This is a genomic window from Gabonia massiliensis (assembly GCF_001403595.1).
In the GTDB taxonomy this organism is placed as follows: Bacteria; Bacteroidota; Bacteroidia; order Bacteroidales; family Coprobacteraceae; genus Coprobacter; species Coprobacter secundus.
The window spans coordinates 23,774-49,215 of the sequence record NZ_LN877937.1 but is presented as its reverse complement, the minus strand read 5'-3'; the positions used below and the strand labels follow the sequence as shown (position 1 = coordinate 49,215).

20 protein-coding genes are annotated in these 25,442 nt (G+C 37.1%); 14 read left to right on the top strand and 6 right to left on the bottom strand.

The window, feature by feature from the left end:
* Window positions 1-21: 21 nt before the first annotated feature.
* The 3 genes from BN2628_RS01405 to BN2628_RS01395 form a co-directional block, all read right to left on the bottom strand.
* Window positions 22-1,104, bottom strand: coding sequence for a DUF6562 domain-containing protein (locus BN2628_RS01405; protein ID WP_055095709.1), 1,083 nt, complete (start codon window positions 1,102-1,104; stop codon window positions 22-24).
* 1 nt (window position 1,105) lies between these two features.
* Complete coding sequence (locus BN2628_RS01400; RefSeq protein WP_257606336.1) at window positions 1,106-2,350, bottom strand: DUF3575 domain-containing protein; 1,245 nt, start codon at window positions 2,348-2,350, stop codon at window positions 1,106-1,108.
* 728 nt (window positions 2,351-3,078) lie between these two features.
* The gene (locus tag BN2628_RS01395; RefSeq protein WP_021929452.1) at window positions 3,079-3,981 is read right to left on the bottom strand and encodes a glycosyltransferase family protein; all 903 of its coding nucleotides are present in this window, start codon (window positions 3,979-3,981) and stop codon (window positions 3,079-3,081) included.
* A 341-nt stretch (window positions 3,982-4,322) separates the two neighbouring features.
* On the opposite strand from BN2628_RS01395, the gene BN2628_RS01390 reads away from it, so the two are divergent.
* The 3 genes from BN2628_RS01390 (at window position 4,323) to BN2628_RS01380 (ending at window position 8,181) form a co-directional block, all read left to right on the top strand.
* Window positions 4,323-4,916 carry an RNA polymerase sigma factor gene (locus tag BN2628_RS01390; RefSeq protein ID WP_021929453.1) on the top strand — a complete coding sequence of 198 codons (594 nt, stop codon included), beginning with the start codon at window positions 4,323-4,325 and terminating at the stop codon, window positions 4,914-4,916.
* A gap of 384 nt (window positions 4,917-5,300) precedes the next feature.
* The gene (rpe, locus tag BN2628_RS01385; protein ID WP_055095708.1) at window positions 5,301-5,954 is read left to right on the top strand and encodes a ribulose-phosphate 3-epimerase; all 654 of its coding nucleotides are present in this window, start codon (window positions 5,301-5,303) and stop codon (window positions 5,952-5,954) included.
* A gap of 142 nt (window positions 5,955-6,096) precedes the next feature.
* On the top strand, window positions 6,097-8,181 hold the full coding sequence (locus BN2628_RS01380) for a ComEC/Rec2 family competence protein (RefSeq protein WP_074023894.1): 2,085 nt from the start codon (window positions 6,097-6,099) through the stop codon (window positions 8,179-8,181).
* Window positions 8,182-8,227: 46 nt separating this feature from the next.
* Here the strand turns inward: BN2628_RS01380 and BN2628_RS01375 are convergent, their stop codons facing one another.
* Both BN2628_RS01375 and BN2628_RS01370 read right to left on the bottom strand, forming a co-directional pair.
* The gene (locus BN2628_RS01375) at window positions 8,228-10,642 is read right to left on the bottom strand and encodes a TonB-dependent receptor (protein WP_021929457.1); all 2,415 of its coding nucleotides are present in this window, start codon (window positions 10,640-10,642) and stop codon (window positions 8,228-8,230) included.
* 254 nt (window positions 10,643-10,896) lie between these two features.
* Window positions 10,897-11,922, bottom strand: coding sequence for an endonuclease/exonuclease/phosphatase family protein (locus BN2628_RS01370; RefSeq protein ID WP_021929458.1), 1,026 nt, complete (start codon window positions 11,920-11,922; stop codon window positions 10,897-10,899).
* Window positions 11,923-12,198: 276 nt separating this feature from the next.
* On the opposite strand from BN2628_RS01370, the gene BN2628_RS01365 reads away from it, so the two are divergent.
* From BN2628_RS01365 to BN2628_RS01330, 8 genes are all read left to right on the top strand, one after another.
* Window positions 12,199-12,726 (top strand): nitroreductase family protein, encoded by a 528-nt coding sequence (locus BN2628_RS01365; RefSeq protein WP_021929459.1) that lies wholly within the window; start codon window positions 12,199-12,201, stop codon window positions 12,724-12,726.
* Window positions 12,727-12,739: 13 nt separating this feature from the next.
* Window positions 12,740-13,528, top strand: coding sequence for a Rossmann-like and DUF2520 domain-containing protein (locus BN2628_RS01360; protein ID WP_021929460.1), 789 nt, complete (start codon window positions 12,740-12,742; stop codon window positions 13,526-13,528).
* Window positions 13,509-14,030: a KdsC family phosphatase gene (locus BN2628_RS01355; RefSeq protein WP_021929461.1), complete on the top strand. Its 522-nt coding sequence runs from the start codon at window positions 13,509-13,511 to the stop codon at window positions 14,028-14,030. The genes BN2628_RS01360 and BN2628_RS01355 overlap by 20 nt, the downstream gene beginning before the upstream one ends.
* 19 nt (window positions 14,031-14,049) lie before the next feature.
* Entirely contained in the window at window positions 14,050-14,631 is a 582-nt protein-coding gene (locus BN2628_RS01350) for a Maf-like protein (RefSeq protein WP_021929462.1), read from the top strand.
* A gap of 289 nt (window positions 14,632-14,920) precedes the next feature.
* Window positions 14,921-18,340 carry an isoleucine--tRNA ligase gene (gene ileS, locus BN2628_RS01345; protein WP_021929463.1) on the top strand — a complete coding sequence of 1,140 codons (3,420 nt, stop codon included), beginning with the start codon at window positions 14,921-14,923 and terminating at the stop codon, window positions 18,338-18,340.
* Between the two features lie 144 nt (window positions 18,341-18,484).
* On the top strand, window positions 18,485-18,865 hold the full coding sequence (locus BN2628_RS01340; RefSeq protein ID WP_021929464.1) for a TraR/DksA family transcriptional regulator: 381 nt from the start codon (window positions 18,485-18,487) through the stop codon (window positions 18,863-18,865).
* A gap of 138 nt (window positions 18,866-19,003) precedes the next feature.
* Window positions 19,004-19,630, top strand: coding sequence for a lipoprotein signal peptidase (locus BN2628_RS01335; protein WP_021929465.1), 627 nt, complete (start codon window positions 19,004-19,006; stop codon window positions 19,628-19,630).
* Window positions 19,631-19,680: 50 nt separating this feature from the next.
* Complete coding sequence (locus tag BN2628_RS01330) at window positions 19,681-20,517, top strand: DUF4296 domain-containing protein (RefSeq protein WP_021929466.1); 837 nt, start codon at window positions 19,681-19,683, stop codon at window positions 20,515-20,517.
* A gap of 560 nt (window positions 20,518-21,077) precedes the next feature.
* On the opposite strand, the gene BN2628_RS01320 is transcribed toward BN2628_RS01330, so the two are convergent.
* A complete protein-coding gene (locus BN2628_RS01320) occupies window positions 21,078-21,836 on the bottom strand; it encodes an RNA methyltransferase (protein WP_021929469.1) in 759 nt (252 codons plus the stop codon).
* Window positions 21,837-22,058: 222 nt separating this feature from the next.
* Between BN2628_RS01320 and nfo the strand changes: the two genes are divergently transcribed.
* From nfo to BN2628_RS01305, 3 genes are all read left to right on the top strand, one after another.
* Window positions 22,059-22,895 carry a deoxyribonuclease IV gene (gene nfo, locus BN2628_RS01315; protein ID WP_055095704.1) on the top strand — a complete coding sequence of 279 codons (837 nt, stop codon included), beginning with the start codon at window positions 22,059-22,061 and terminating at the stop codon, window positions 22,893-22,895.
* A gap of 97 nt (window positions 22,896-22,992) precedes the next feature.
* Window positions 22,993-24,120 carry an SGNH/GDSL hydrolase family protein gene (locus BN2628_RS01310; protein WP_052431533.1) on the top strand — a complete coding sequence of 376 codons (1,128 nt, stop codon included), beginning with the start codon at window positions 22,993-22,995 and terminating at the stop codon, window positions 24,118-24,120.
* Window positions 24,121-24,261: 141 nt separating this feature from the next.
* Window positions 24,262-25,320 carry a threonine aldolase family protein gene (locus BN2628_RS01305; protein ID WP_055095703.1) on the top strand — a complete coding sequence of 353 codons (1,059 nt, stop codon included), beginning with the start codon at window positions 24,262-24,264 and terminating at the stop codon, window positions 25,318-25,320.
* The last annotated feature ends 122 nt before the right edge of the window (window positions 25,321-25,442 follow it).

The following is a 25,442-nucleotide window of genomic DNA, read 5'->3' as shown; positions in this document are numbered from 1 at the left end:
ATTTCAAAATTGAAATACCCCCTAATCAATCCCTACGACATATTCTCCTTCAAAATTATCGTCAATAGCCACATTATTACCTTTTCCTACCTCTCGAGTAAGAAAGAATCCTTTTACAACCGTCTCATGATTACGTTTTAAAGGAATCTTTATATTCTGACAATGACTGATTTCATTTCCAGACGCATCAAAAAAATAGAAATCAGCTTGTATATTCGTTTCATTTCCATAACTTGTGAACAAATAGTCACCAAACAACGAAGCTTGCTCTTTTCCCTCATATGTTATTTGTGCCGGAACGATATTGAAACTATAAGTCGTAATAAATAAGTTCGGTTCTTGCGTCATTACATTATACCCGATACTGACATATTGCTTGTAAACGACTTTCACCGTCAATCCCTCCAAAGATCCCCTTGTCTGTATAAAATCTTCAAAATCAGTTGCCACCACCCTGTAACGCCCCATAGGACGCTGCATCATCACCGGAACAATCCGTGATGATATAACATTGTTATTCAATACAGGATAACCATTTTGTGAATATCCAAAATCAATGGCAAATTTCTCTTGTCCTGCCGCCGAGCTGCAATGATGCGTATTAGAAGGAAAAGTACTTATATCAGTCCGGATATTAGTCAGTACATCGGTATAATAATGCCAATCCACCGGATTGCCTTTATATACATAATCTGCCCATCCCAATACATAATAATCCCCGTCAGACAAATAAAAATGTACCGTATCCTGCGGAGGAAGCGCATCCTTATCTGTCAAGACAATACGTCGTTCCTCTCTACTTTGAATATACCCGTTCCTTTTATCGGGTTTTCCCCTATAAATATCCAAAATAATGCGTAACTCATAATCTTCTTCGGGAACATAAGGTTGTGCGGCCGTTTCTTCTAAGTCACGAACTGTACAATTCCATTTCTCATCATAAACTACTTCTTTATAATAAAGAGGTGGTTGCCTATCGACATGAGGTCTTACGATAACAAGAGACCTCTCAAGCATGGGATACTCATGAATGGTAGCATCACACGCTCCCACCAGCATCACAAGTACCAACGACACAATAATTACCAGGCCTCTTATATTCATATCATCTTCTGCTTTTTCGCTGTTTATACCATTTATAAGATATAGAAATCCCCATTCTCGTTATCCCCCAATACCACTCTGACCCAGAATGAAATTTCGGCCCATTTTTCCAGTTGCGGTAAGCATCATAACTATATTCTGTAAATCCGGCTCCTATATTAAAATCCAATGCCCATTTTCCCGTTGTACCCAAATGGATTGTATAACCATAGCTGACCCCCAGTCCCCATAATGCGTGATTGGGATCCTGATAACGAGCATGATTATTAATCGCAACATTGAATCCTGCAATATGAGTATGCAATCCTATGAAATGCCCCGTCATCGCATGTTTGGGCCACCAACGTATCTCCGGTTGAGCAGCCAGCAATCTCAGTTTCCGAGTTGAACTAATATTATAGGGTGAATACCAAACAGGAATATCCAATGACCAATGAGACCAAGGGCTAACCTCCATTCCAATATTAGATGTCAATGCCGCTATAAAAAACAAATTTGTTTTAACTGCAATTATCCATTCCTTAGGTTCTGGCCGCGAATACAGAGGTAAAACCAATGGAGCCAATCCCGGCAAACAAAATTCTTGAAGTTCAAACCCCACCGGCAAGGAAGGTAATAGTTCCGGCCTTTCGTGACATACAATAGCCATACGTGCATTCCGAAAAGGAGGAAATATATCTCGAACAATACACTGCCATGTATGACCATCATCCAGACCCTTTATCTGTTTTTTACGTTGTTCATTATCACTTTCTTTTTCCAAAATATCTAAAACTTCTTGTTTATTAGGAATTTCTGCTCCATTTTTCAATGCCGATTCAAAAGAATACCAATCTTCCCAAAGATTCTTTACTTTCAACTTATCTTCTTGAATCCCTGTCTTTTGACGTAAAAAATCAGCAAGAGCCCGTGAACGATAATCTCCTAATTGATAATTCCATTTCGAAGGACCTTCTGGCGAAGCACTCCCTCCAATCCAAACATAAGCCAAACGCATCGTTGTATCCTGTAATATTTGACACAAGACATTCGCAATACTATCAAGTTGCTTATTATTAAATAAGCGATATTTATTAACTTTAAATATTACAGGAACAATAGAAGTGTTAGCATAATAAAAAACAGAATCAATCTTCTTTTCAGGTAAAGAAATAACATAATCTGGATAATCTGCTTCCCTAAAAGATACGATAGAATCCAAAGGGTTTTCTGCATACAAAGTCCCTAACATAAATATACTAACCACCAATAGTAATATCTTCTTTCTCCCGTATCTATTTATATTTATGCAACTCATTATAGGAAATAAGAATAATTCAAGATTGCATCAATCTTTACTTTCCGTTTTTCAAATATTAATAAATGTTGGTATAATCTAACTTTATTACATTTGTTGGATGTAATGTCTCTAATAAAGAGATGTTACAAACTATCATTTATCTGATTATCATATATATATCAGATACAACACCCTCTCTTTGGATTATTTTATCTAATATTTATATACCAAATCGATTCTGAAGAGAACAGGGAGATTATATTATATATAAATAATATAATTTTTTCAATTAACTATTACTATTCTAAATAGTTAATAATCTGAATATTATATAACATATAAACGTAGGTCTATTTATAAATATATTTTTTATAATTGTATAATTCATGTAAAAATATATCTTTGTAAAAAATTTGTAACATCTCTTTATTAGAAATTATATCTTTCCCTTTTATACATAAATAAATATTGGGAATATCAAACTGTTCTCACTTTTTTATCTCGCTGATAATCTCACACTATATTGTTTTAGGGTTGATTGGATAAACGAAAAAATTTGTCTATTTATAATCTATATATAATTTCCAATTACTGCCATTTATTAAATTAAGAATAATAAAAGAGGAGAGAAAATCCTAATAGGATTTTCTCTCCTCTTTTATTATATATAGCATTTATTCTATTTCCGACTAAAATCAAAATAATTTAGCAGGATATTCTCCAGCATCTACCAATGCCTGAATTTTATCTACCACACCTTGACGATCGGCAGCATAAGTAACACCAAACCATTTCGATGTAGTATCAAGAACCTTGACTTTGGCCACTCCTTCGTGTATTAATTTATTCACCATCAAAGGAATAAAGTATTCCGCCTTCAAATTTTCCATGTTTGCCTTTAAGAATTCTTTAAAGTATTCTTCGGAATATGCAAAATAATCAGGAGTAAAACCCCACATATTCATTGACACAGGCGTATTATCCGGAATAGTCACCAGTCGATCATTTTCATCCTTAAATGACACTTTACCGTCAATCCGTTCTATTGCCGTACGTTCTACAACCGTTGTCAAATAACCCTCCGCATTTGTTTCGCATACCCCGCGAGCTACCGAACCACTTTCTGAAAGAGTATTTCCTACACGATAACCGACCATACAGTAATCATTTTTCTTACCCTCCATCTCACTCAATGCCTTACCTAAAACGGCAAAACTATCACGACCATAAAAATCATCGGCATTGATAACTGCAAACGGCTCTTTTATAACATCTTTACCCATCAATACAGCATGATTTGTACCCCAAGGCTTCACCCTGCCTTCCGGGCATTCAAAACCTTCCGGCAAATCATTTAATGACTGGAATACGAGCTCTACAGGAATATGATTTTCATACTTGCTTAAAATAATTCTCCTAAAATCATCCTCAAAATCCTTGCGGATTACGAAAACAACCTTGCCAAACCCTCCGCGAATTGCATCGAAGATAGAATAGTCCATGATAGTTTCCCCATTGGGGCCCAAGCCATCCAATTGCTTCAAACCTCCATAACGACTGCCCATACCGGCTGCCAAAACAAAAAGTGTCGGTTTCATCTCTTAAAATTTAAGTAATTATTGTTTGTGTTATTTTTATAATACTGCAAATGTATTAAAAATAAATGTATATTTTACACTATTATTTAATTATTATTTTCGCTACTAAATTACATATTTTGAAATGAAAAAAAGTAACTTGTTAAATGAATATATCCGCCTTAACAATATTTAGTTAATAAGGTTAAATATTAGAATTTATAAGAAAAAAAGGCCCCAAACCTTTTTCATTTAAGAAAAATATATTTCATTTGCAACGAACAATTATTCTATTTATTAATCAATAAAAATTCAGAAGCCTATAGGATATAACATTACGCTTAAATCAAAAACAAGAGGTAATGGATAATAATTTGTTATCGCAATCAGATGAAACACTGGTTGGCTTATATGCAAAAGGTAATAATGAAGCTTTCGATATTCTGCTAAACCGTCATAAAGACAGAATATATTCTTACATTTATTATATAGTGCATAACCGTGACTTGACAGAAGATATCTTTCAGGAAACTTTTGTGAAAGCTATTATGACCATACGCCAGGGAAAATATACCGAAAATGGAAAATTTCCGGCATGGATAACCCGTATTGCTCATAATTTGATTATCGACTATTATCGTCAAGAAAAAAGTGAAAACCAAATCTCAAATGATGAACTTAGTGCAGATATATTCAACAATAAAGAATTGAGTGAAGGCACTATTGAAGACAGCATCATAAAAAAACAAATCGACGCTGATATTCGAAAATTGATAAGCGTACTTCCTGACAATCAAAAAGAGGTTCTTATCATGCGCTATTACAAAAATATGAGCTTCAAAGAGATTGCTGATGCAACGAATGTAAGTATAAATACTGCACTCGGCAGAATGCGTTATGCCATATTGAATATGCGTCGTTTGGCAGAAGAAAACAATATTGTGTTAACATTGTAAAAAAAGATAGCCCATATACAATAATATTATACAGGGAGCGTTTTTTAGGTAAACAATAACAAAAAATTAAAAATTTGCCTATGAATAAAAAAATTACTCCCGGAATTATATCAAAAAAAGCTTTGAACACCAATTTGGCCCCGAACAATCTTACTCTCACAAAGCTTAAACAATTTGCACGAACATATACATTTGAGAGTAGCCTGCCAGAAAAATTGAATAGTTATATTATCAATTAATTCTGATAAACTATAAATTTCTAATCGGTTATTAAGCATTTGTTCAATAACCGATTGGAGATACATTTATTTTTCCCCGATTTACTTCATTATTAAATACATTCCTTATATATTTGTATAAGCAAAAATGTCGTGATTATATATTATGAATCATAAAATAGCCCCTTCTTTACTATCCGCCGATTTCGGCAATCTTAAAGCCGACATCGATATGGTAAATAAAAGTGAAGCCGATTGGCTACACATTGACATAATGGACGGAGTTTTCGTTCCCAACATATCCTTTGGCTTTCCGGTTCTTGAATATGTAAAAAATCTTTCTCAAAAGCCTCTGGATGTACACCTGATGATTACCGATCCGGCCAAATTCATCAAAGAAGTCAGAGATTCAGGAGCTTTCATGATGAATGTCCATTACGAAGCATGCATACATTTACACCGTACGATACAACAAATAAAAGAAGCAGGAATGAAAGCCGGAGTGACTCTGAATCCTTCATCTCCGATATCCCTACTCGAAGACATTATCAATGATGTAGATATGGTTCTTATCATGTCAGTAAATCCGGGCTATGGCGGACAGAAATTTATAGAACATTCTATAGAAAAAGTAAAAAAATTAAAAGAACTAATCAACAGCAAAAACGCTAAAGCCCTCATCGAAGTAGACGGGGGAATAAATCTAACAACCGGAAAACAAATTGTTGAAGCCGGGGCTGATGTTCTCGTAGCTGGAAATTCTGTATTTAAGGCAGAAAATCCTACTCAAATGATACATCAGTTGAAACATTTAGACTAAAAGCATAACGAGAGACAGAACAAAGATAAAGACACAACAACTCACATTCTTTGTTAATCTCATCTAATTCCAATAAACCGAAAAACACACACAATTTACTTATTTTATCTCAAAGTTCTGTCTCTCTTATTCCTAATTTTCCATGCAAAACGCCCCTTTCATACGGTTATTATGCCCACTTATTACAGGTATTTGCATTCAACATTTTTGCCCTGCCGTTAACCTTATCTACATATTTTTTATAACAACGATTTGCAGTTTTTTGTTCTACCTTATCCCTCGCAATCCGGCAGAAAAATTCAGATTTCGGTATACATATGGCATATCAATTTGCTTTCTATTTTGTACCTTAGGCATGCTTTCCGTTGCATTGAAGCAAATGCAAGAAACACCTATACCCGCTACATACATAAAAGCAATTGCCCGTATAGATGAAAATAACGGGAAAAAAATCAAGTCAGTTTCATGCACTGTTACAATAGAACATCTAATCGACCAAAACGAAGCATATCATCAATTCAGTAAAAAAGCCATTCTCTATTTTTACCCGGATGATCATTCCTGCGCCCTGGTACCCGGTAATTACATCATCTTTAAACAAAAGCTCCAACCTATACAAAACATCCCCAATCCAGAAGCATTCGATTACGCTTCTTATACCCAAAGGAAAGGAATATTATATAGCCAATATCTGCCAGAAAAAGACTGGAGACGACTTGGATTCTCTCCCCGAATGACATGGAAAGAAAAAGCCCTATACTATCGGACAAAAGTAGTTAATATCATTTCTGAAATAAATCTGGGTAAAGAAGAACAAGCTCTTTTAAATGCCCTATTATTAGGATATACCGATGAAATATCGACAGAGCAACGCAAGTTATTCTCTTCTTCCGGACTTTCTCACATTCTGGCTGTAAGCGGACTACATACCGGCATTATATTGGGCATATTATATATTGCATTCTATCCGTTAATATGGTTACGTATGCCGCAAATGAGACATATCTTCACAATAGTCGGACTATGGATATATGCCTTCATTACCGGACTCTCTCCTTCTGTAATAAGAGCTTGTATAATGGCCTCATTCATTATCGTAGGATATGTTCTCAACAGGAAAGGCAATACGCTGAACTCTTTATGCGCTGCAGCTTTCTTTATGCTATTATACCAACCTTATTATCTTTTCGACATAGGATTTCAGCTCAGTTACATATCAGTATTGTCCATCGTACTTTTCTACCCTGTCATATTCCATGGCATCATGACCAATAACAAATTATGGAATAAAATTGCCGGAATCATTGCTATTTCTCTGGCAACCCAAATCGGGACATTACCTGTTGCAGCTTACTATTTTCATACGGTACCCTTACTTTTCTTATTCACCAACTTACTGATTATTCCTTTATTGCCAATCATACTCGGCATAAGCATAATCTCTGTTATATTGACAGCAATCGATATTTCCATTACTTGGATACATTATGCCACAGAACATTTACTGCATTTTTTGTCTTTAGTGGCCTACTACACCGACAAAATACCCTGCAATTCACTAAAAATATGGTTAGAACCGAGACACATAGTGCTATATTTCGGAATATTATCTTCACTTTATATAGCTTTCAAACAAAAAAAAAGTAACTGGATTATTTTCTGCCTATCCTTTATACTTCTATTCCTAATATACAATAAAGCCGTCCCCCTACCCAAGCAAATAGAAAACGGATGGGTCATTTATAATGACAACCAGAATACCGTCATCAACTTTATCGATGATAAAAATAATTTTTTATACAGTACTGACTCGATAGTAGACTATCCCAAAATAGAAAAAATAGCATCCAATTTTTGGATAAAAAACGGGATAAACAAATTTATAATCGCCAAAGATTCTATGAATAATGGCAATTTATTCATTAGCAGGCCATTTATCCTTTTCCGACAAAAACGAATTCTATTACTCGACTCAACGAACTGGAAAACAAAAAATTCGGCTTACCAACTCCCTATCGATTATGTCATCGCAACCAATGATTTTAAAGGCCGCTTGTCTGACCTCTTGCCTCTATTCAAGATAAAACACCTGATAATACCATCCAATATTACTTATTTCAAAAGTTATTGGCTCGAACGGGAATGTTCAAAACATCATATAAATTGTTATGTAATACGAAAAGAAGGAGCTTGGGCAAGCCTCGATAAGAACGAGCCCCGTCCCTAATTTCTCATCCAAGAAATCTGGAAAACAAGTTATCGAAACATCTACATTAAAATTCTGCAGAAAGCCTAAGATTAAATTGTCTCATTGTCAAATAGTTAGGCACGGCATATTGATTACTATACACATCAGTCACCCAATAATAAGAATTCACATTACTGATATTCAACAAATTAAATATGTCTAATCCAATCCAAATACTCTTAAAATGACGGAAAAATCCACGTCTCATAATACGGTCTTCACCTCCTACCAACAAACGTGAGGCACCTATATCCACACGACGATAAGGTGTTGTTCTAAAATATCCCGCTTGTCGTCCCAACTTAGGTGCTCCAATAGGTAATCCATCAGACCATATAGCCCTCAAATTAAATTTATATTTCGGAAAACGAGGTACATAATCCTGGAAAAACAACGCTATGCTATACCGCTGTTCAGTAGGTCGAGGTACCCATTTCCCATTTATTTTCTCCTGAGTCTTCATCAATGAAAAACTAAGCCAAGAATCTGTTCCGGGAACAAATTGACCAAACAATTTCATATCCAGTCCCGCAGCATATCCCTTCGATTCATTTCTCCCAGAATACCATATCTTCACATTATCTACCTCATAAGGTATAAGATTGTCTAACTTTTTATAATAAAGTTCAGCCGTAAATTTAAAAGGTCGGTCGACCGCCCTGAATGAAAAATCCTGTCCCAGCACAAAATGGATAGAACGTTGCGATTTTATATTTCTATTAAGAGCAACTATAAGATTGTTCCGTTCATCACGAACAGTATCACGAAATTCCTTATAAAAAGGAGCCTGATAATAAATCCCTGTTGCAAAACGCAGTGTCAGTCGCTCCTCCCGTGCCGGAATAAACCCTACCGAGGCCCGGGGACTAACAATACACTCTTTATTAAAATCCCAAAATGAAGCCCGTATTCCTCCTGTAAAAGTAAACAACCCTACATCTTTACGCAAACGGTATGTATCCTGGACGTATGCAGATATACGATTTGTTTGCATATCCTGTTTCGAATTCAAATTTGAAATCAACTCCAAACTATGCTCCAAATTAGGCAATGAATACCCGGCAGAATCCCTCATCTCCCATTCTCTCACCCTATCAGTAATTTTTTCCATCTGATAATTGAGTCCCCATTTTATATCATTTTGTCGAATACGAGTTACCCCTTTTAATGCTATAGACATCACTCCGGCATTCAATCTATTACGAGCATGTTCATGATAAGTACCCACCCCTAAAGTCCCAGCAGCCTCTGTTTCCGTAACCTCTCCCGACATATCAAGCTCGTCCAGCCAATATTGCCCTGATATATCATAACGAACGATTTCATTCGTAACAAAAGCAGACGCCAATAATGAAAAAGCAGTATTTTTATTTTTAAAATAATCCAAAGATAAAGCTCCAAAAAAAGACTGGAACTTATCTTTTTCCTGACCGTCAAAATAAACTTTAAATTGAGCGGCATTAGACGATGTTCCGAATTTTGTTGTACGTTCCTGTGGGGTAAACTTATAAGTATTGTTCGAGACATTTCCCAAAAAAGACAATTTCCATTGAGGAGAAAACTTGTAGGCAATCAAGGTCTGATAATCGAAAAAAGAAGGTTTATACTCCCCTTTAGTATCCAAAGAACTCAATAACGTTGAATTGGTTTTAAATCGGAACCCATGCAATTGCGAAAATTTAGATGTACTCTGTCCCACAGAAGCACTTGCACCTAAAAAGCTGGCGGCAACAGCACCCTCAAACGCTTCCGGCTGTTTGTATGTAATATCCAGCACCGAAGACATCTTGTCTCCATATTCGGCAGAATATCCTCCCGAAGAAAAACCTATACTACCCACTAAATCCGGATTAATAAAACTCAACCCCTCTTGTTGGCCCGAACGAACAGTCAATGGCCGATAAACCTCTATACCATTTACATACACAATATTTTCATCAAAATTCCCTCCTCTAACCGAATACTGCGAACTCAATTCATTACTCGAATTCACCCCTGCCATTGTTGTCAACATTGCTTCGATACTCCCTCCCGTTGCATCAGGCATCAGTTTCAAATCTTTAGAATCGATACGCTGTAAAGTACTCGTCTGCTTACGATGCTCTGTCACTACAACTTCTTTTATTGTACGATCTATCGTATAAAGACGCACATTCATCATCATGTCCTGCTTCGGAGAAAGAAGCGTTTTTCGTTCAGTTCGATATCCCAAGCACGAATATATAACGACAACCGTATCAGCCGGTGCCACATATATCTCATAATTACCCTTCAAATCGGTCATTGTGCCTTGAGTCGTTCCCTCAATCCTAATGCTCGCCAATTCTATTCCCTCATTATTTGCATCAATCACTCTCCCCGAAAGTTTTACCTTTTTCTGGGCATGAAGGACAGAGCCACAAAGCAGGAACAAAATTAGTATATACAATTTAGAGTTCATTCAATTCCAATATACAATACATTTTATATTAACGCAAAAATTCAGATTTCCGTATATTTTTCAGAAGAAACCATACAATTTTGTTATTTTATCCAAACTTCAAATCATCATCGCTACATAATCAAAACATCAGACCGGCCCCTCACCTTATCACTGCAACATAATGCCAACAAAAATTACCTCCAATAAGTCAAAATACAACTCTCGGAGGTAATTCTCGATAAACAAATTCTGAATCTCACAACTTGATTATATCATTGTATCTGAAATTCCGCAATCACCCCTTTATGGTCAGTAGGCCAGACACCAATAGGAGCGATAAAATTATCAAGAGAATTTTCCGGAACCCGCTGCCCTTTACGAATGCAACCATTCGGCCCGTACAAAGCGACATCAGATAACGCCAACCCCTCTGCCGGATAATAAAAAATATAATCCACCCGCTCACGTTCATCAGCCTCCGGAGCCCATAACAGCTTATTGATATCAATATCTTTACAATCTGCCGGATAAGTATACCCAGGATATTTCACAGGATCTGGATACAAAGTACGATACGCATCCTGATATCCATTTTCTGCCAACAATGTAGTCACGGTCCAAGGTATTACCAATCCATGATGATCGGCACTATCTTTCGTTGCCTCCGTCCAATCTTGATGAGAAGGTTCATTAAAATCTCCTCCAATAAATATCAAACGACCTTTTTCTCTTTCTTTTGCAGCATCATCTAAAAACTGGCGGATAGCATCATCCCGCTGAGATGCCACATTCTTTCTCAATATACTATCTATATCCGTCAAAGGAGCCTCCATTTTTGCCCAATTATCTCCATCATATCCCCGTACATCATAATAAGCGCAATTGCGATAATCCAAATGTGCAGTATACACAGCAACCTCCCGCCCGTCCATATCGGCAACTAACTTATAAATACTGCCATGGTCTTCATTTTCCGGAAAAACAGTAGCACTGTCTATTATAGGATATTTACTCAAAAGACCCGAATCATAACTGTAAAATGAATAATAAGTTTTCCCTTTTTCTTTTAACGACGCAGTTATCCGGTCACAAAAACGGGTTCCATCATAATTACGCACTTCACTCAACATCACAAAATCCGCATCTGTCCGGGCCAGCTCATCAACTAAAGCATCATAGCCACCTTTGACCATCGTTCCTTCTTGCCAAACATTCAATTGTAAAAACTTCACTGTTTGCTTCCTATTACACCCCAAGCACAATACAAAAACAACAGATAACAATACCAACTTTCTCATCTATATTCATTATTTAATTTTATACTTCCAACAGACAGTAAAAGTATAAAAAAATTGTAACAAACACTCAATATTAGTCAAATCTGTCCCAAAAAACAGAAAAATATCCAACTCTCAAAATAATTATAATATTCCAAAGGAAAATAGAACAAGCGTTTCCACCCTCTAAATAAGAAATCAAATATTTTATCTCCCACCAAAATTAAAACCACATTTTATAGTTATCCGAAAAAATCAGTACATTTGCTAACATAACACTTATAAGATATTTATCGTATGAAAACATTCCATGAATTGCTAAAATCCCGTAGAAGTATACGAAAATATACCGATGAAGCATTATCTCCGGAAGATGTAAGGCTTATACTCGAAGCAGCTTTAATGGCTCCATCCTCCAAACGGTCGACCGGATGGGAATTTATCGTAATAGAAGAAAAGGAAAAATTGGAAAAACTATCCTATTGCAAAGAATTCGGAGCCAAACCTATCGCAGGAGCAGCAATGGCCGTTGTCGTACTCGCAGACCCTCTAAAAAGTGATGTTTGGATCGAAGACGCATCAATAGCCTCAATACTCATGCAACTACAAGCAGAAGATTTAGGATTAGGGAGCTGTTGGATACAAATAAGAAATAGGCTGACTGAAAATGGACAATCTGCAGAAGATTACATCCGAGAAATGTTAGGTATCCCCTATCAGATACAAGTACTATCAGTCATTACATTTGGCCACAAAAACGAAGAACGTAAACCCTTTGATGAAGAGAAGACGATGTGGGAAAAAGTTCATATAGACAAATGGTAAATCAAAAAAAACAATGGTAAAAGTCATTTTTATAGGAGCCGGAAATTTAGCGACACATCTGTCTGTCGCCATGCAAAACAAACAATATGAGATTATACAAGTTTTTAGCCGTAGTAATGAATCAGCATCCCAATTAGGCCAAGTACTCGGGGTTCCATATACCACAGATATCACATCTGTAAAAGACAACGCCGACCTGTACATATTTTCTTTGAAAGATACAGCCCTAAAAGAAACCGTTGCCCGTCTAAAACCCAATACCGCATTATGGGTACATACTGCAGGCAGCGTGCCAATGAACATATTCGAGGGATATATCCGACGATATGGAGTACTATATCCGCTACAAACCTTCAGTAAAACCCGCAGTATAGATATATCAACTACCCCCTTTTTTATTGAAGCATCTGCACCTGAAGACTTAAAATTGCTATCCGATATTGCCCATAGCTTAGCAACAAAAGTGACAATAACAACATCCGAACAAAGAAAATACTTACATTTATCGGCCGTTTTTGCATGCAATTTTACCAACCACATGTACGCCATTGCCAACAATATATTAAAGCAACAAGGGCTCTCTTTTGACGTTTTATTACCTCTTATTGACGAAACAGCAACAAAAATACACGAAATGAATCCCATAAAGGCTCAGACAGGCCCCGCTGTACGATACGATGAAAATGTGATGCAAGCCCAACAAGAATTGTTATCTGACAGCATAGAAAAAGAAATATATCATCTAATCAGTAAAAATATACATAAATTCAGCCAAACAGACCATGAGCAGAATAAACTATGATTTGACCCGAATAAAAGCTTTTGTCTTTGACGTTGACGGAGTATTATCAGCCGATATGGTCCCGTTACACCCGAACGGGGAACCTATGCGAATGGTGAACATTAAAGATGGTTACGCTTTACAACTTGCCGTAAGGTTAGGCTATATCGTAGCCATTATTACAGGAGGAAGAACCGATGCCGTCAGAAAACGCTTTGAAGCTTTAGGCATTCCTTATATCTATATGGGTGCAAGCGTAAAAATGAACGAATACAAAAATCTAATACAAGAAACCGGCCTAAAGCCAGAAGAGATTATGTACATGGGCGATGATATCCCTGATTACGAAGTAATGCGACAAGTCGGACTACCTGCATGCCCTGCAGATGCATCACCTGAAATCAAAGCAATATCAACTTATATATCCTATAAAAACGGAGGTTGCGGATGCGGGCGCGATGTCATAGAACAAGTCCTGAAAGCCCAAAACAAGTGGATGGCCGATGAAGCTTTCGGATGGTAACCAAAAAAAATGAAATACTATGCTTTCTCACTTAGAAAAATACGATATCCTGTTAGCCAGCAATTCCCCTCGCAGGCGTGAACTTTTGAGCGGTCTGGGCATTAATTACCGAGTCACTTCTCTGCCCGATGTAGATGAATCGTACCCTAATACACTCCAAGGTGAAAACATTCCGCTTTTTATTTCAAAATTAAAATCAAAAGCATACCGTTTTAAAATGAAAAAAAATACACTCCTTATTACTGCCGATACCATCGTTTGGCTTGATGGAAAAGTGTACGGAAAACCTTCGGATGAATCCGACGCCAAACGCATGCTGAAAAATTTATCAGGAAAAACACACCAGGTAATTACAGGAGTAACCATTTGCACTCAAGAAAAAGAAGTTTCTTTCGCAGTAACATCCGATGTTTCCTTTTCCGAATTATCAGACGAAGAAATCGAGTATTATGTAAACCATTACCATCCTTTAGACAAAGCTGGAGCTTACGGTATACAAGAGTGGATTGGTTACATCGGTGTATGCAAACTCCAAGGATCTTATTTCAACGTGATGGGACTCCCTGTCCAAAGGTTATATCAAGAACTAAAACAATTTTAAAACAAAACCGACAAGATTTAAATTTCAATACCCATCTTCCATCCCTTATCCGTTTTTTTTAATTCCCCATGAATAGGCAAATCAGAAAGATATCTTCTTTAAACAAATCGGTAAGGATTGGAGAATGCCTTAATATTTTATATACGGTAAAAATAATTTCAACACCCCAAACTTCCCCCACACAAATTTAAACCGGTCTTATTATTTAATGATTATCGTTTTTCTATATTTCATTCATTTTTCGTACCTTCGTGGCAATTTTTAAAAGAAACTATATTTTTAATCAGATATGAGCAAGAAATTTAACGAATATTCTCACTTCGACTTATCAGAGGTAAACAAAGAAGTGCTGAAAAAATGGGACGAAAATGATGTATTCCACAAGAGTTTGGAAACACGAGAAGGATGCCCCTCATTCGTATTCTACGAAGGGCCTCCCTCGGCTAACGGAATGCCGGGTATTCATCATGTAATGGCTCGATCGATTAAAGATATTTTTTGTCGTTACAAAACGATGAAAGGTTTTCATGTAAAACGAAAAGCCGGATGGGATACCCATGGACTTCCTGTTGAACTTGGAGTAGAAAAAGCTTTGGGCATTACTAAAGAAGATATAGGAAAATCCATTTCGGTTGCCGATTACAATGCCGCTTGCCGGAAAGATGTCATGAAATACACCCATGAATGGGAAGATTTAACACATAAAATGGGATACTGGGTCGACATGAAAGACCCATATATTACATATGACAACCGCTATATCGAAACTCTTTGGTGGCTGCTGAAGCAACTCTATAACAAAGGGCTTTTGTATAAAGGATATACTATCCAACCCTATTCTCCGGCAGCAGGGACAGGATTAAGTACCCATGAACTGAACCAGCCGGGATGTTATAGAGACGTAAAAGACACTACTTGTGTAGCACAATTTCACATGAAAAATCCAAAACCTGAAATGACAGCTTTTGGAGAAGCCTACTTCTTGGCATGGACCACCACCCCATGGACCTTGCCGTCGAATACAGCTTTATGTGTAGGGCCAAATATAACTTATGTTTTAGTACAAAGTTACAACCCGTATACCGGAGCTCCTATCAGCGTTATTGTTGCCAAAGAACTCGTATCTTCATTATTTAATGTCAAAGCTGCCGATTTGCCCCTTGACAACTATAAACCCGGCGATAAACTAATACCGTATAAAATTGTAGCCGAATATACCGGAAACGATTTGATAGGTATGGAATATGAGCCGTTATTACCTTGGGTAAATCCGGGTGAAGGCGCGTTTCGCGTCATTCCGGGAGACTACGTCTCCACTGAAGACGGTACAGGCATTGTACACATTGCTCCCACTTTCGGGGCCGATGATAATAGAGTTGCCAAAGCAGCCGGTATCCCTCCTATGATGATGATAGACAAAGAAGGAAACCAGCGGCCTATGGTAGATATGACGGGGAAATTCTACAAAATAGAAGACCTTGACCCTGAATTTGTAAAAAAATACGTAAATGTAGACCTTTACAAAGAATATGCCGGACGGTATGTAAAAAATGCTTACGACAGTACTCTCAAAGAAAATGACCCCAGCCTCGATATAGATATAAGTGTCTTACTAAAACAAACAAATAAAGCTTTCAAAATAGAAAAGCATATACACAGTTATCCCCATTGCTGGCGTACAGACAAACCGGTATTATACTATCCATTAGATAGCTGGTTTATCCGTACGACCGCTTGTCGAGAACGTATGATAGAGCTCAACAATACTATCAACTGGAAACCCCAATCTACCGGAAGCGGCCGTTTTGGCAAATGGTTGGAAAATTTGCAAGATTGGAATCTATCTCGAAGCCGTTACTGGGGTACACCTTTACCTATCTGGCGTACAGAAGACGGTTCTGAAGAAATTTGTATCGGCTCGGTCGAGGAATTATACAACGAAATAGAAAAAGCCATCAAAGCCGGCTATATGAAAGAAAATCCATATAAAGGATTTATCCCAGGAGAATATACAGCTGAGAATTACAACAAGATAGATTTGCATCGCCCCTATGTCGATGATATTGTTTTAATTTCAAAATCAGGCAAACCAATGAAGCGCGAGAGTGACCTTATCGATGTCTGGTTCGATTCTGGAGCAATGCCATATGCACAAATACATTACCCATTCGAAAATAAAGAAGTTTTTGATAAACGGGAAGTATACCCGGCCGATTTCATTGCTGAAGGCGTAGACCAAACTCGCGGCTGGTTCTTTACCTTACATGCATTGGGAACAATGATATTTGACAGTGTAGCTTACAAAGCTGTTGTTTCCAACGGACTTGTTCTCGACAAAAATGGGAACAAAATGTCTAAACGATTAGGAAACGCTGTAGATCCCTTCTCCACCATCGAAAAATACGGTTCAGACCCATTACGATGGTATATGATAACAAACGCCTCACCATGGGACAATCTAAAATTTGACCTGGACGGTATAGAAGAAGTCCGCCGTAAATTTTTTGGGACACTTTACAATACCTATTCATTCTTTGCTTTATATGCTAACGTCGACGGATTCAATTATAAAGAAAAAGATATTCCAGTAGAGAAACGTCCGGAGATAGACCGTTGGATACTTTCCCTATTAAACACTCTTGTCAAAGAAGTAGACGAACATTACAATTCTTACGAGCCCACCCGTGCTGGACGAGCCATCTCAGATTTTGTCAATGACAATTTGAGCAACTGGTATGTGCGCCTAAACCGGAAACGTTTTTGGGGTGGAGAAATGAATGAAGACAAATTATCAGCATATCAGACTTTATATACGTGTCTCGAAACTGTTGCTCTGCTCATGGCACCCATCGCCCCGTTCTTCTCGGACAGACTTTTCACCGATTTGACAACTGCGACAGGACGTGCCGATAAATCAGTACATTTATGTAACTTTCCTACTCTACATGAAGAAATCATAGATAAGGAACTTGAAGAGCGGATGCATATTGCTCAAGATATTACTTCTATGGTACTGGCCTTACGCCGTAAAGTCAACATAAAAGTACGTCAGCCCCTGACAACCCTTATGATACCCATCCTTGACGAGTATCAAAAAGAACATATCGAGGCTGTACAGGAATTGATATTAAATGAAGTAAATGTAAAAAATCTGAAATTTGTCGATAACGCGGCAGGTATATTAGTAAAACGTATCAAACCCGATTTCAAAAAACTGGGACCGAAATACGGTAAAATAATGAAACAACTTGCAACTGCGATAGCTGCGATGAGCCAAGACGATATCCTTCGTTTTGAAACAGAAGGAAATTTCTTATTTGATATCAACGGACAACATGCAGTTATAGAAACTTCCGATGTCGAAATAATATCAGAAGACATTCCCGGCTGGTTAGTGGCCAATGAAGGCAAACTGACTGTAGCATTGGATGTCACAGTCACCGATGATCTAAAAAGAGAAGGTATTGCTCGTGAGTTGGTAAATCGTATACAAAATATACGTAAATCAAGCGGATTCGATATCACAGATAAAATAAATATCAGAATATCTTCCAATGAAGAAACTGATGCCGCTGTGGAAGAATACAAGACTTACATAGCAAAACAGGTTTTAGCAAATTCAATAGAGATAACCGAAAAATTAGATAGAGATATCAACGAATTGGATTTTGAAAACTTCAAATTAAAAGTTTCAATTGTTAAAGCCTAAAAATCTTCGATAATGAAGCTATTAATTTTTGTATATTAGACTAATTTATTTACATTCGCACTATAAACAAAACAAAGGTTATAATAGTTATATGAAATAAATATTTTAGAATTTTTATACAGAACCTCTCAAAAACTCAACACTATGAGCACAAAAACACGATATTCGGATGCGGAATTAGAAGAGTTTCGAGCAATCATCAAAGAAAAACTCGAAAAAGCTTACCGCGATTATGATTTGCTGAAAAGTGCAATCATGAATACTGACGGAAACGATACTTCGGATACGTCACCGACATTTAAAGTATTAGAAGAAGGCGCCTCAACTCTTTCGAAAGAAGAAGCAGGTCAGTTAGCCCAGCGTCAGATGAAGTTCATACAACATCTGCAAGCTGCTATGGTTCGAATCGAAAATAAAACATACGGCATCTGCCGCGAAACAGGTGAATTGATTCCCAAAGAAAGATTACGGGCCGTACCGCATGCTACATTGAGTATCAATGCCAAAGAAAAAGGCCAGAAGTAAAATGCCTTCTTAGAAAATAAAATAACAATTCGATACCAGTATTTCACGATACAGGAATCGAATTGTTGTTATAAAGAGCTATAATATGCCGGCATCATAGCTCAAAAGCCATTATGCACAAGAGGAATACATTATCATATGAAACTTACAAAAGGTAAAATTGCCATTTTAGTTATTTTTTTAGTATTACTTGTAGACCAAACAAGTAAAATATGGGTCAAGACACATATGTATTTAGGGGAAGATATACGTATTACCAATTGGTTCTATATCTTATTTGTAGAAAATAATGGAATGGCCTTCGGTATCGAGATTATCAGTAAGTTATTTCTCAGCCTATTTCGTATAATAGCAGTCTTGTTCATCTCTTATTATCTATTCAAACTAGTACACCAAAAAAAAGAAACAAAAACCGGATACATCGTTTGTATATCATTGATATTGGCCGGTGCGGCAGGAAATATTATAGACAGCATTTTCTATGGCATTATATTTGATGCTCCACCTGCACCCTTTATTGCTACACTGTTCCCGGAAGGAGGCGGATATGGAACACTATTTCATGGGAAAGTCGTAGATATGTTATATTTTCCATTATTCCATTTCTATTGGCCCGACTGGGTTCCCGGAATCGGAGGAGAATTATTTGAATTTTTCCGCCCCGTATTCAATATTGCAGATTCGGCCATATCGGTAGGGGTTATATTAGTACTCTTATTTTATCGCCGCTATTTATCAACTGACGAAGAAAAAGAGAAAAAATAAAAAATACAGATAATTACGACAAAATTACCATCGCAAATTAGACAGATTCAATGAAAACATCGTTTCACATATTAGTATGTCTGATAATAAATACCCTATTTATAGCTTGTGATCATACACCAGATTATATACTAAAAGAGAAACAGATGGAAGACTTATTAGTCGATATACACAAATCCGAAGCCCTGATAGAGACCGAATATGAAAAATTCAACACTTCAGAAAAAAAAGAAGCATTAAGGGAATCTGTATTTCGAAAACACAACACCAATAAAGCCCAATTTGATACTTCACTCATGTGGTACGGGCGGAATCTCGAAAAATACGTCGATATATACGGCAAAGTCATTGAACGGCTAAGGACACAAGAAAAACAAGTAAGCGGACTTATAACAGACAATAATTCACAGCCCCTGTCTCGGCCGGGTGACAGCATAAATATCTGGAGGAGAGATAACTTTTTTATTTTTGAACCTCATGCCGGTCGGCAAGTTTTTACTTTCGAAATCAATTCAGACGAAAATACACGAGAACAAGACATATTCGTTTTAAAATTAAAATTCGGTATGTTGCCTAAACAACATATCAACTATCCCAAAGTAATATTGGCCCTTAAACAACAAAACGATTCTATCAGGTTTACTTCCACCGATATCCGTCACGACGGGCCCGTCAGTTTAATGATTACCTCAGACAAAGGAACAAAAGCATCAAGGATATTCGGTAGTGTCATCGTACCCTCTGAGCCCAGCCGGGCAACAATGTATATCGATAGTATATCCCTAATGAGAATACGATATAAAGAAGGTATCATACCCAAAACCTCTGAAAAGATTCCACCTTCCCTACATAATGTAGAGAAAAAAGATTCCATAAAAAATAAGTAGCCCTATAACTTGAGATAACACCATTAAGAAGATGAAAAAAGGATATTTCTCCCACCAAATTTGTTATAAAAGTTTGCTATTAAACAAACATATCCTTTATCTCTCTTCTGATGATAATACCATTTTATCGATACTCCCTTTTCAGCAAGAAGTATCTTTAACTACATTTTGTGAAGGCGTCCTGTTTGTCGTTATTCCTGAATTTGAAGAAAAAGAGCAAATATTCATTGATATTCTCAAAAAACAATTAGATACAAATCTAAAACTGACTGTGGGAAATGCAATTCTCAATAATCCTATTTATATTGATTACACGGNCGTCCTTCTCAACCGGGAAATATAGAAATAATAAAAATTAAAGTATGACAGATTGCCATCCTCCCCTCCCCCAAAGAGAAAACCCTCACCGGCCCAATATCCCAAGACAAAAACAAACATCCAATCCTCCCTATCCTCAAAAGGAGCCGGCCGTATATGATAATAAAAATATACTCCGTAGCAAAAAATTCCTTCTATCGAAAACTTAAAAACAAATTCTAAGAAAATATATTTTCAATCATTTATTTCCCAATCGACCTTCTCCGGAATTCAGCACAAACGATAGCTGTCGCTACCGCAACATTCAAAGACTCTGTAGTCTGCCGGAAAGGAGGATAATTAGGCAAATATAGCCGTTTACTTATATATTTTTCCAATGACGACGAGATACCGTTCCCCTCATTACCCATGAGTACAAATCCATTCTGCGTCAATTCCTGTTCATATATATTTTCCCCGTCAAGAAACGTACCATATACGGGCAATTTTGAAAACTGCCCAAATAACTCGACTAAAGGTAAATAAAAAACTTTTACACGTGCCAATGCTCCCATAGTAGCCTGCACGGTCTTCGGATTATAAACATCAACACACTCAGGTGAACAAAAAACATTTTCAATGCCAAACCAATCTGCCAGACGAATGATCGTCCCCAAATTTCCAGGATCCTGTATCGTATCCAAAACAAGCGACAACGACGTGGATACGAGATTATAGTCCATATGCCTATCTGGCATACGGTACACAGCCATAACCGACTGCGGTGAACGCAGCAATGAAGCCCGCTCAATCTCTTCCTGCCCGGCAATAAGTATCTCGTCAGCCTCGGCCCCGGCGTGAGCAGCCAACCACTCTTCTGTAGCGACCAACAACTCACAATGAAAAGCAGATAAAGTATCTCCTACCAATTTATTACCTTCAGCAAGAAAACACCCTGTAGCCATCCGATTTTTTTTCTGAGATAACGACTGTATATATTTTATTTTATTTTTACTCAGCATACTCACTTTTTATCAAACAAAAATAACAGAAATTATCCGATACAAAAAATATGTTATGAATATCATTATTTTCATTTTCCTCAAACATCAAAAATATAACACTTCTTTTTCCTTTTTCTATCATAAATATCTTTTCCCTACAAATAAAACTTCTTGAAGAATGCACAACAAAAAACACAATAATCACTATATTTGTACAAATATCAGCTAAAAACGAACTATATGAAATATATAGGAGCACACGTAAGTACATCCGGAGGAGTAGAGAATGCTCCGGAAAATGCCCAGAAAATCGGAGCCAGAGCATTTGCTCTATTTACAAAAAATCAGCGACAATGGAAATCGTCTCCACTCTCAGCTAATAGTATCGAATTATTTAAACAACGATGCCAATCACTGAACTTTTCACCTCAACATATATTACCCCATGACAGCTACCTAATCAATTTAGGACATCCCGAAAATGAAGCTTTAAAAAAATCAAGAGAAGCCTTCCTTGATGAAATGCAACGATGCGAACAACTTGGATTACAAATGCTCAATTTCCACCCAGGTAGTCATTTAAAACAAATTTCAGTGGAAGAGTGCTTAAATCGTGTAGCAGAATCAATAAATTTGACATTGGATAAAACCTATGGAGTAACAGCTGTCATCGAAAATACTGCCGGACAAGGTTCAAATATAGGATACAAATTCGAGCATCTTGCCTACATTATTAATCGTGTTGAAGATAAAAGCCGTGTAGGCGTATGTATAGATACATGCCATACATTTGCCGGAGGATATGATATTGCTACAGCTGAGGGGTTTGAAAAAACGTTTCGGGAATTTGATGAAATTATCGGATTCAAATATCTCAGAGCAATGCACCTCAACGATTCTAAAAAAGGTGTAGGGTCACATATTGACCGCCATGAAAGTTTAGGCAAAGGAGAATTGGGTACGACACTATTCAGACTATTAATGCAAGACAGCAGATTCGACAATATTCCTCTTATTTTAGAAACGCCAAACGAAGATATATGGGCTAAAGAAATCAGCTGGTTATATAGTTTATAAAGGAAATGATACATATCGAACCTTTTTTGTTACACTCAAGCCCATTATACTCACTTATAGCATTTAGCTTTGTCCCAAACAATCTAAATGCTATAAAATGAAAAATACAGAAAAATTCTTATCAAGGATTCACTGCCACAGACCTATCCTTTATTTTCTTGCCATCCTATTCTTCTTCACAACCAACAGCTGTTCATCCGCACCTGTAATATCTCCGGAAAATGCCATTATCCCAGAAACACCCGAAGATACCAACACCCCAGAAATAAAAACTCCAGGAGATGGAAGCATCACCGATAAAAATATCTTATATGTAGGACGGTGGGATAAAAGTGATAATACAGTATTTCACAGTTACTGGACAGGAGCTTATTTAAGAGTCAACTTTACAGGAAAGTCTATTGGAATAAAATTGCGTTCAAACACTTCCTTAGTTGTCAGTATTGACGGAGAAACTCCCCGAGCTGTAGTAGGCCAGTCTGGAATTACACTCTTGAATACAACTACCCTATCAGAAGGAACTCATACTTTATTAGTAGGCTCGGCAGGGCAAAACTATGAAGTTGAATTCGAAGGTCTCGTCCTCGACAAAAACGCCGTAACTTATCCCCCCGACAAAAAGCTACTGATCGAATATATCGGCGATTCCATCACAGCTTTCGGAGGCTCGGATAATACACCTACCGTAAACTATGCCTGGCAGACTGCCGAACTTCTGGGCTGCGACCATACTCAAATTTCTTTCAGCGGGCTCTCACTCTCCTCCGGATATGGTTGCCTTGATACCAAAATCGGTATGGATTCCCTTTATTTCAATCTAAAAAATTATAACCATATACACGAGCGCCCTGTAATTCCCTGGAATTTCAGTTACACCCCCGATATTGTATTTATCTTTTTAGGGACAAATGATGAATGTGGGCAAGCACCGGAAGAAGTTGTTTCTCTAAATAGTCGCAATATGATTTACAAAATACGACAAAAATTCAACGATGCCGAGATATTCGTAATGCGTCCTTTCAAGGGAATTTATGAAAATGCCCTATCTTCTGCCGTAAGACGGCTAAACTCAATGGGAGATGAAAAAATACATTTCATCGATACTACAGGATGGCTTTCCGAAAGTGACTTTTCAGACGGTACACATCCTAATGAAACCGGAACCAGCAAAATTATAAACAAATTAGTACCTACTTTAAAACCTTTTGTCAAAAACAATTTCTAAAAATTACCATTAAAATATTGGCTTGCTAAAATATCGAAGTTATACCAAAATTTTTCATAAAAATACAATTTTCTTTGCGTCATTAGCTATATCTTTGCAATGGATTTAAAATAAACCTGATTATACAAGAAAAAAATCGACATGAGAAGTTTTGCCAGTGACAATAACTCCGGAATACATCCTTTGGTTTTAAAGGCTATTGAAGATGCCAATAAAGATCACGCAATGGGATATGGCGAAGATGAATGGACCAACAGAGCTGTAACACTTATCAAAGAAGTATTCGGTTCCAAAGCCGACCCCTATTTTGTTTTTAACGGTACAGGAGCCAACTCAGTAGCTTTAAGAGCTTGCACTCGTACATTCAATTCTATTATTGCCGCAGAATCGGCCCATATATTCATGGACGAATGCGGAGCCCCTGTATTCCAAACAGGATGCCAGATAAAAGAAATTGTAACTCGTGACGGGAAATTAACTCCTGAACTAATTCGTGAAAAACTGGTAGGTTTCGGGGCCGTACATCAATCTCAGCCGAAGGTCGTATATATATCAGAATGCACTGAATACGGGACTGTATACACACCCAAAGAAATAAAAGCTATTGCTGACCTGATACACAAATACGGTATGTACTTACACGTTGACGGAGCTCGTCTGGCAAATGCTGCTGCTTATTTGGGCGTAACACTCAAAGAATTGACAGCCGATTGCGACGTCGACATCCTTAGTTTTGGAGGTACGAAAAACGGAATGATGTTAGGAGAAGCGGTAATCTCATTCCGGCCGGAACTTTCTGAGAACATGAAATACATACGGAAACAATCTGGACAATTATATTCTAAAATGAGATATACTTCCTGCCAATTCCTTCCGTATTTGACCAATGAATTATGGCGAAAAAATGCTTTACACGCTAACAACATGGCCCAATTATTGGTAAAAGGAATACGAGAAATATGCGACGTCGAGTTTTCTCAAAAAGTGGAAGCCAATATCGTATTGATGTGTATGCCTCGGAAAGTAATAGAAAAATTACAACAAAAATATGTATTCTATATCTGGAACGAAATTACTGACGAAATGCGTTTAGTAACTTCTTTCGACACAACCCCCGAAGATGTTCATAGTTTCCTGGAAGATTTGAAAGATGCATTGAAAGAATTTCCACTAAAATTTACGGTCAATTCCGAAAAATAAACATATAAAACAAAAACCAGGACATTTTCCTGGTTTTTCATTTTTATTAAATAATGGTTAGTTATCTAATCCATTGAACTTTCTTTCCTCAATGATGGTTATCTTTATAAGATAACTATAAA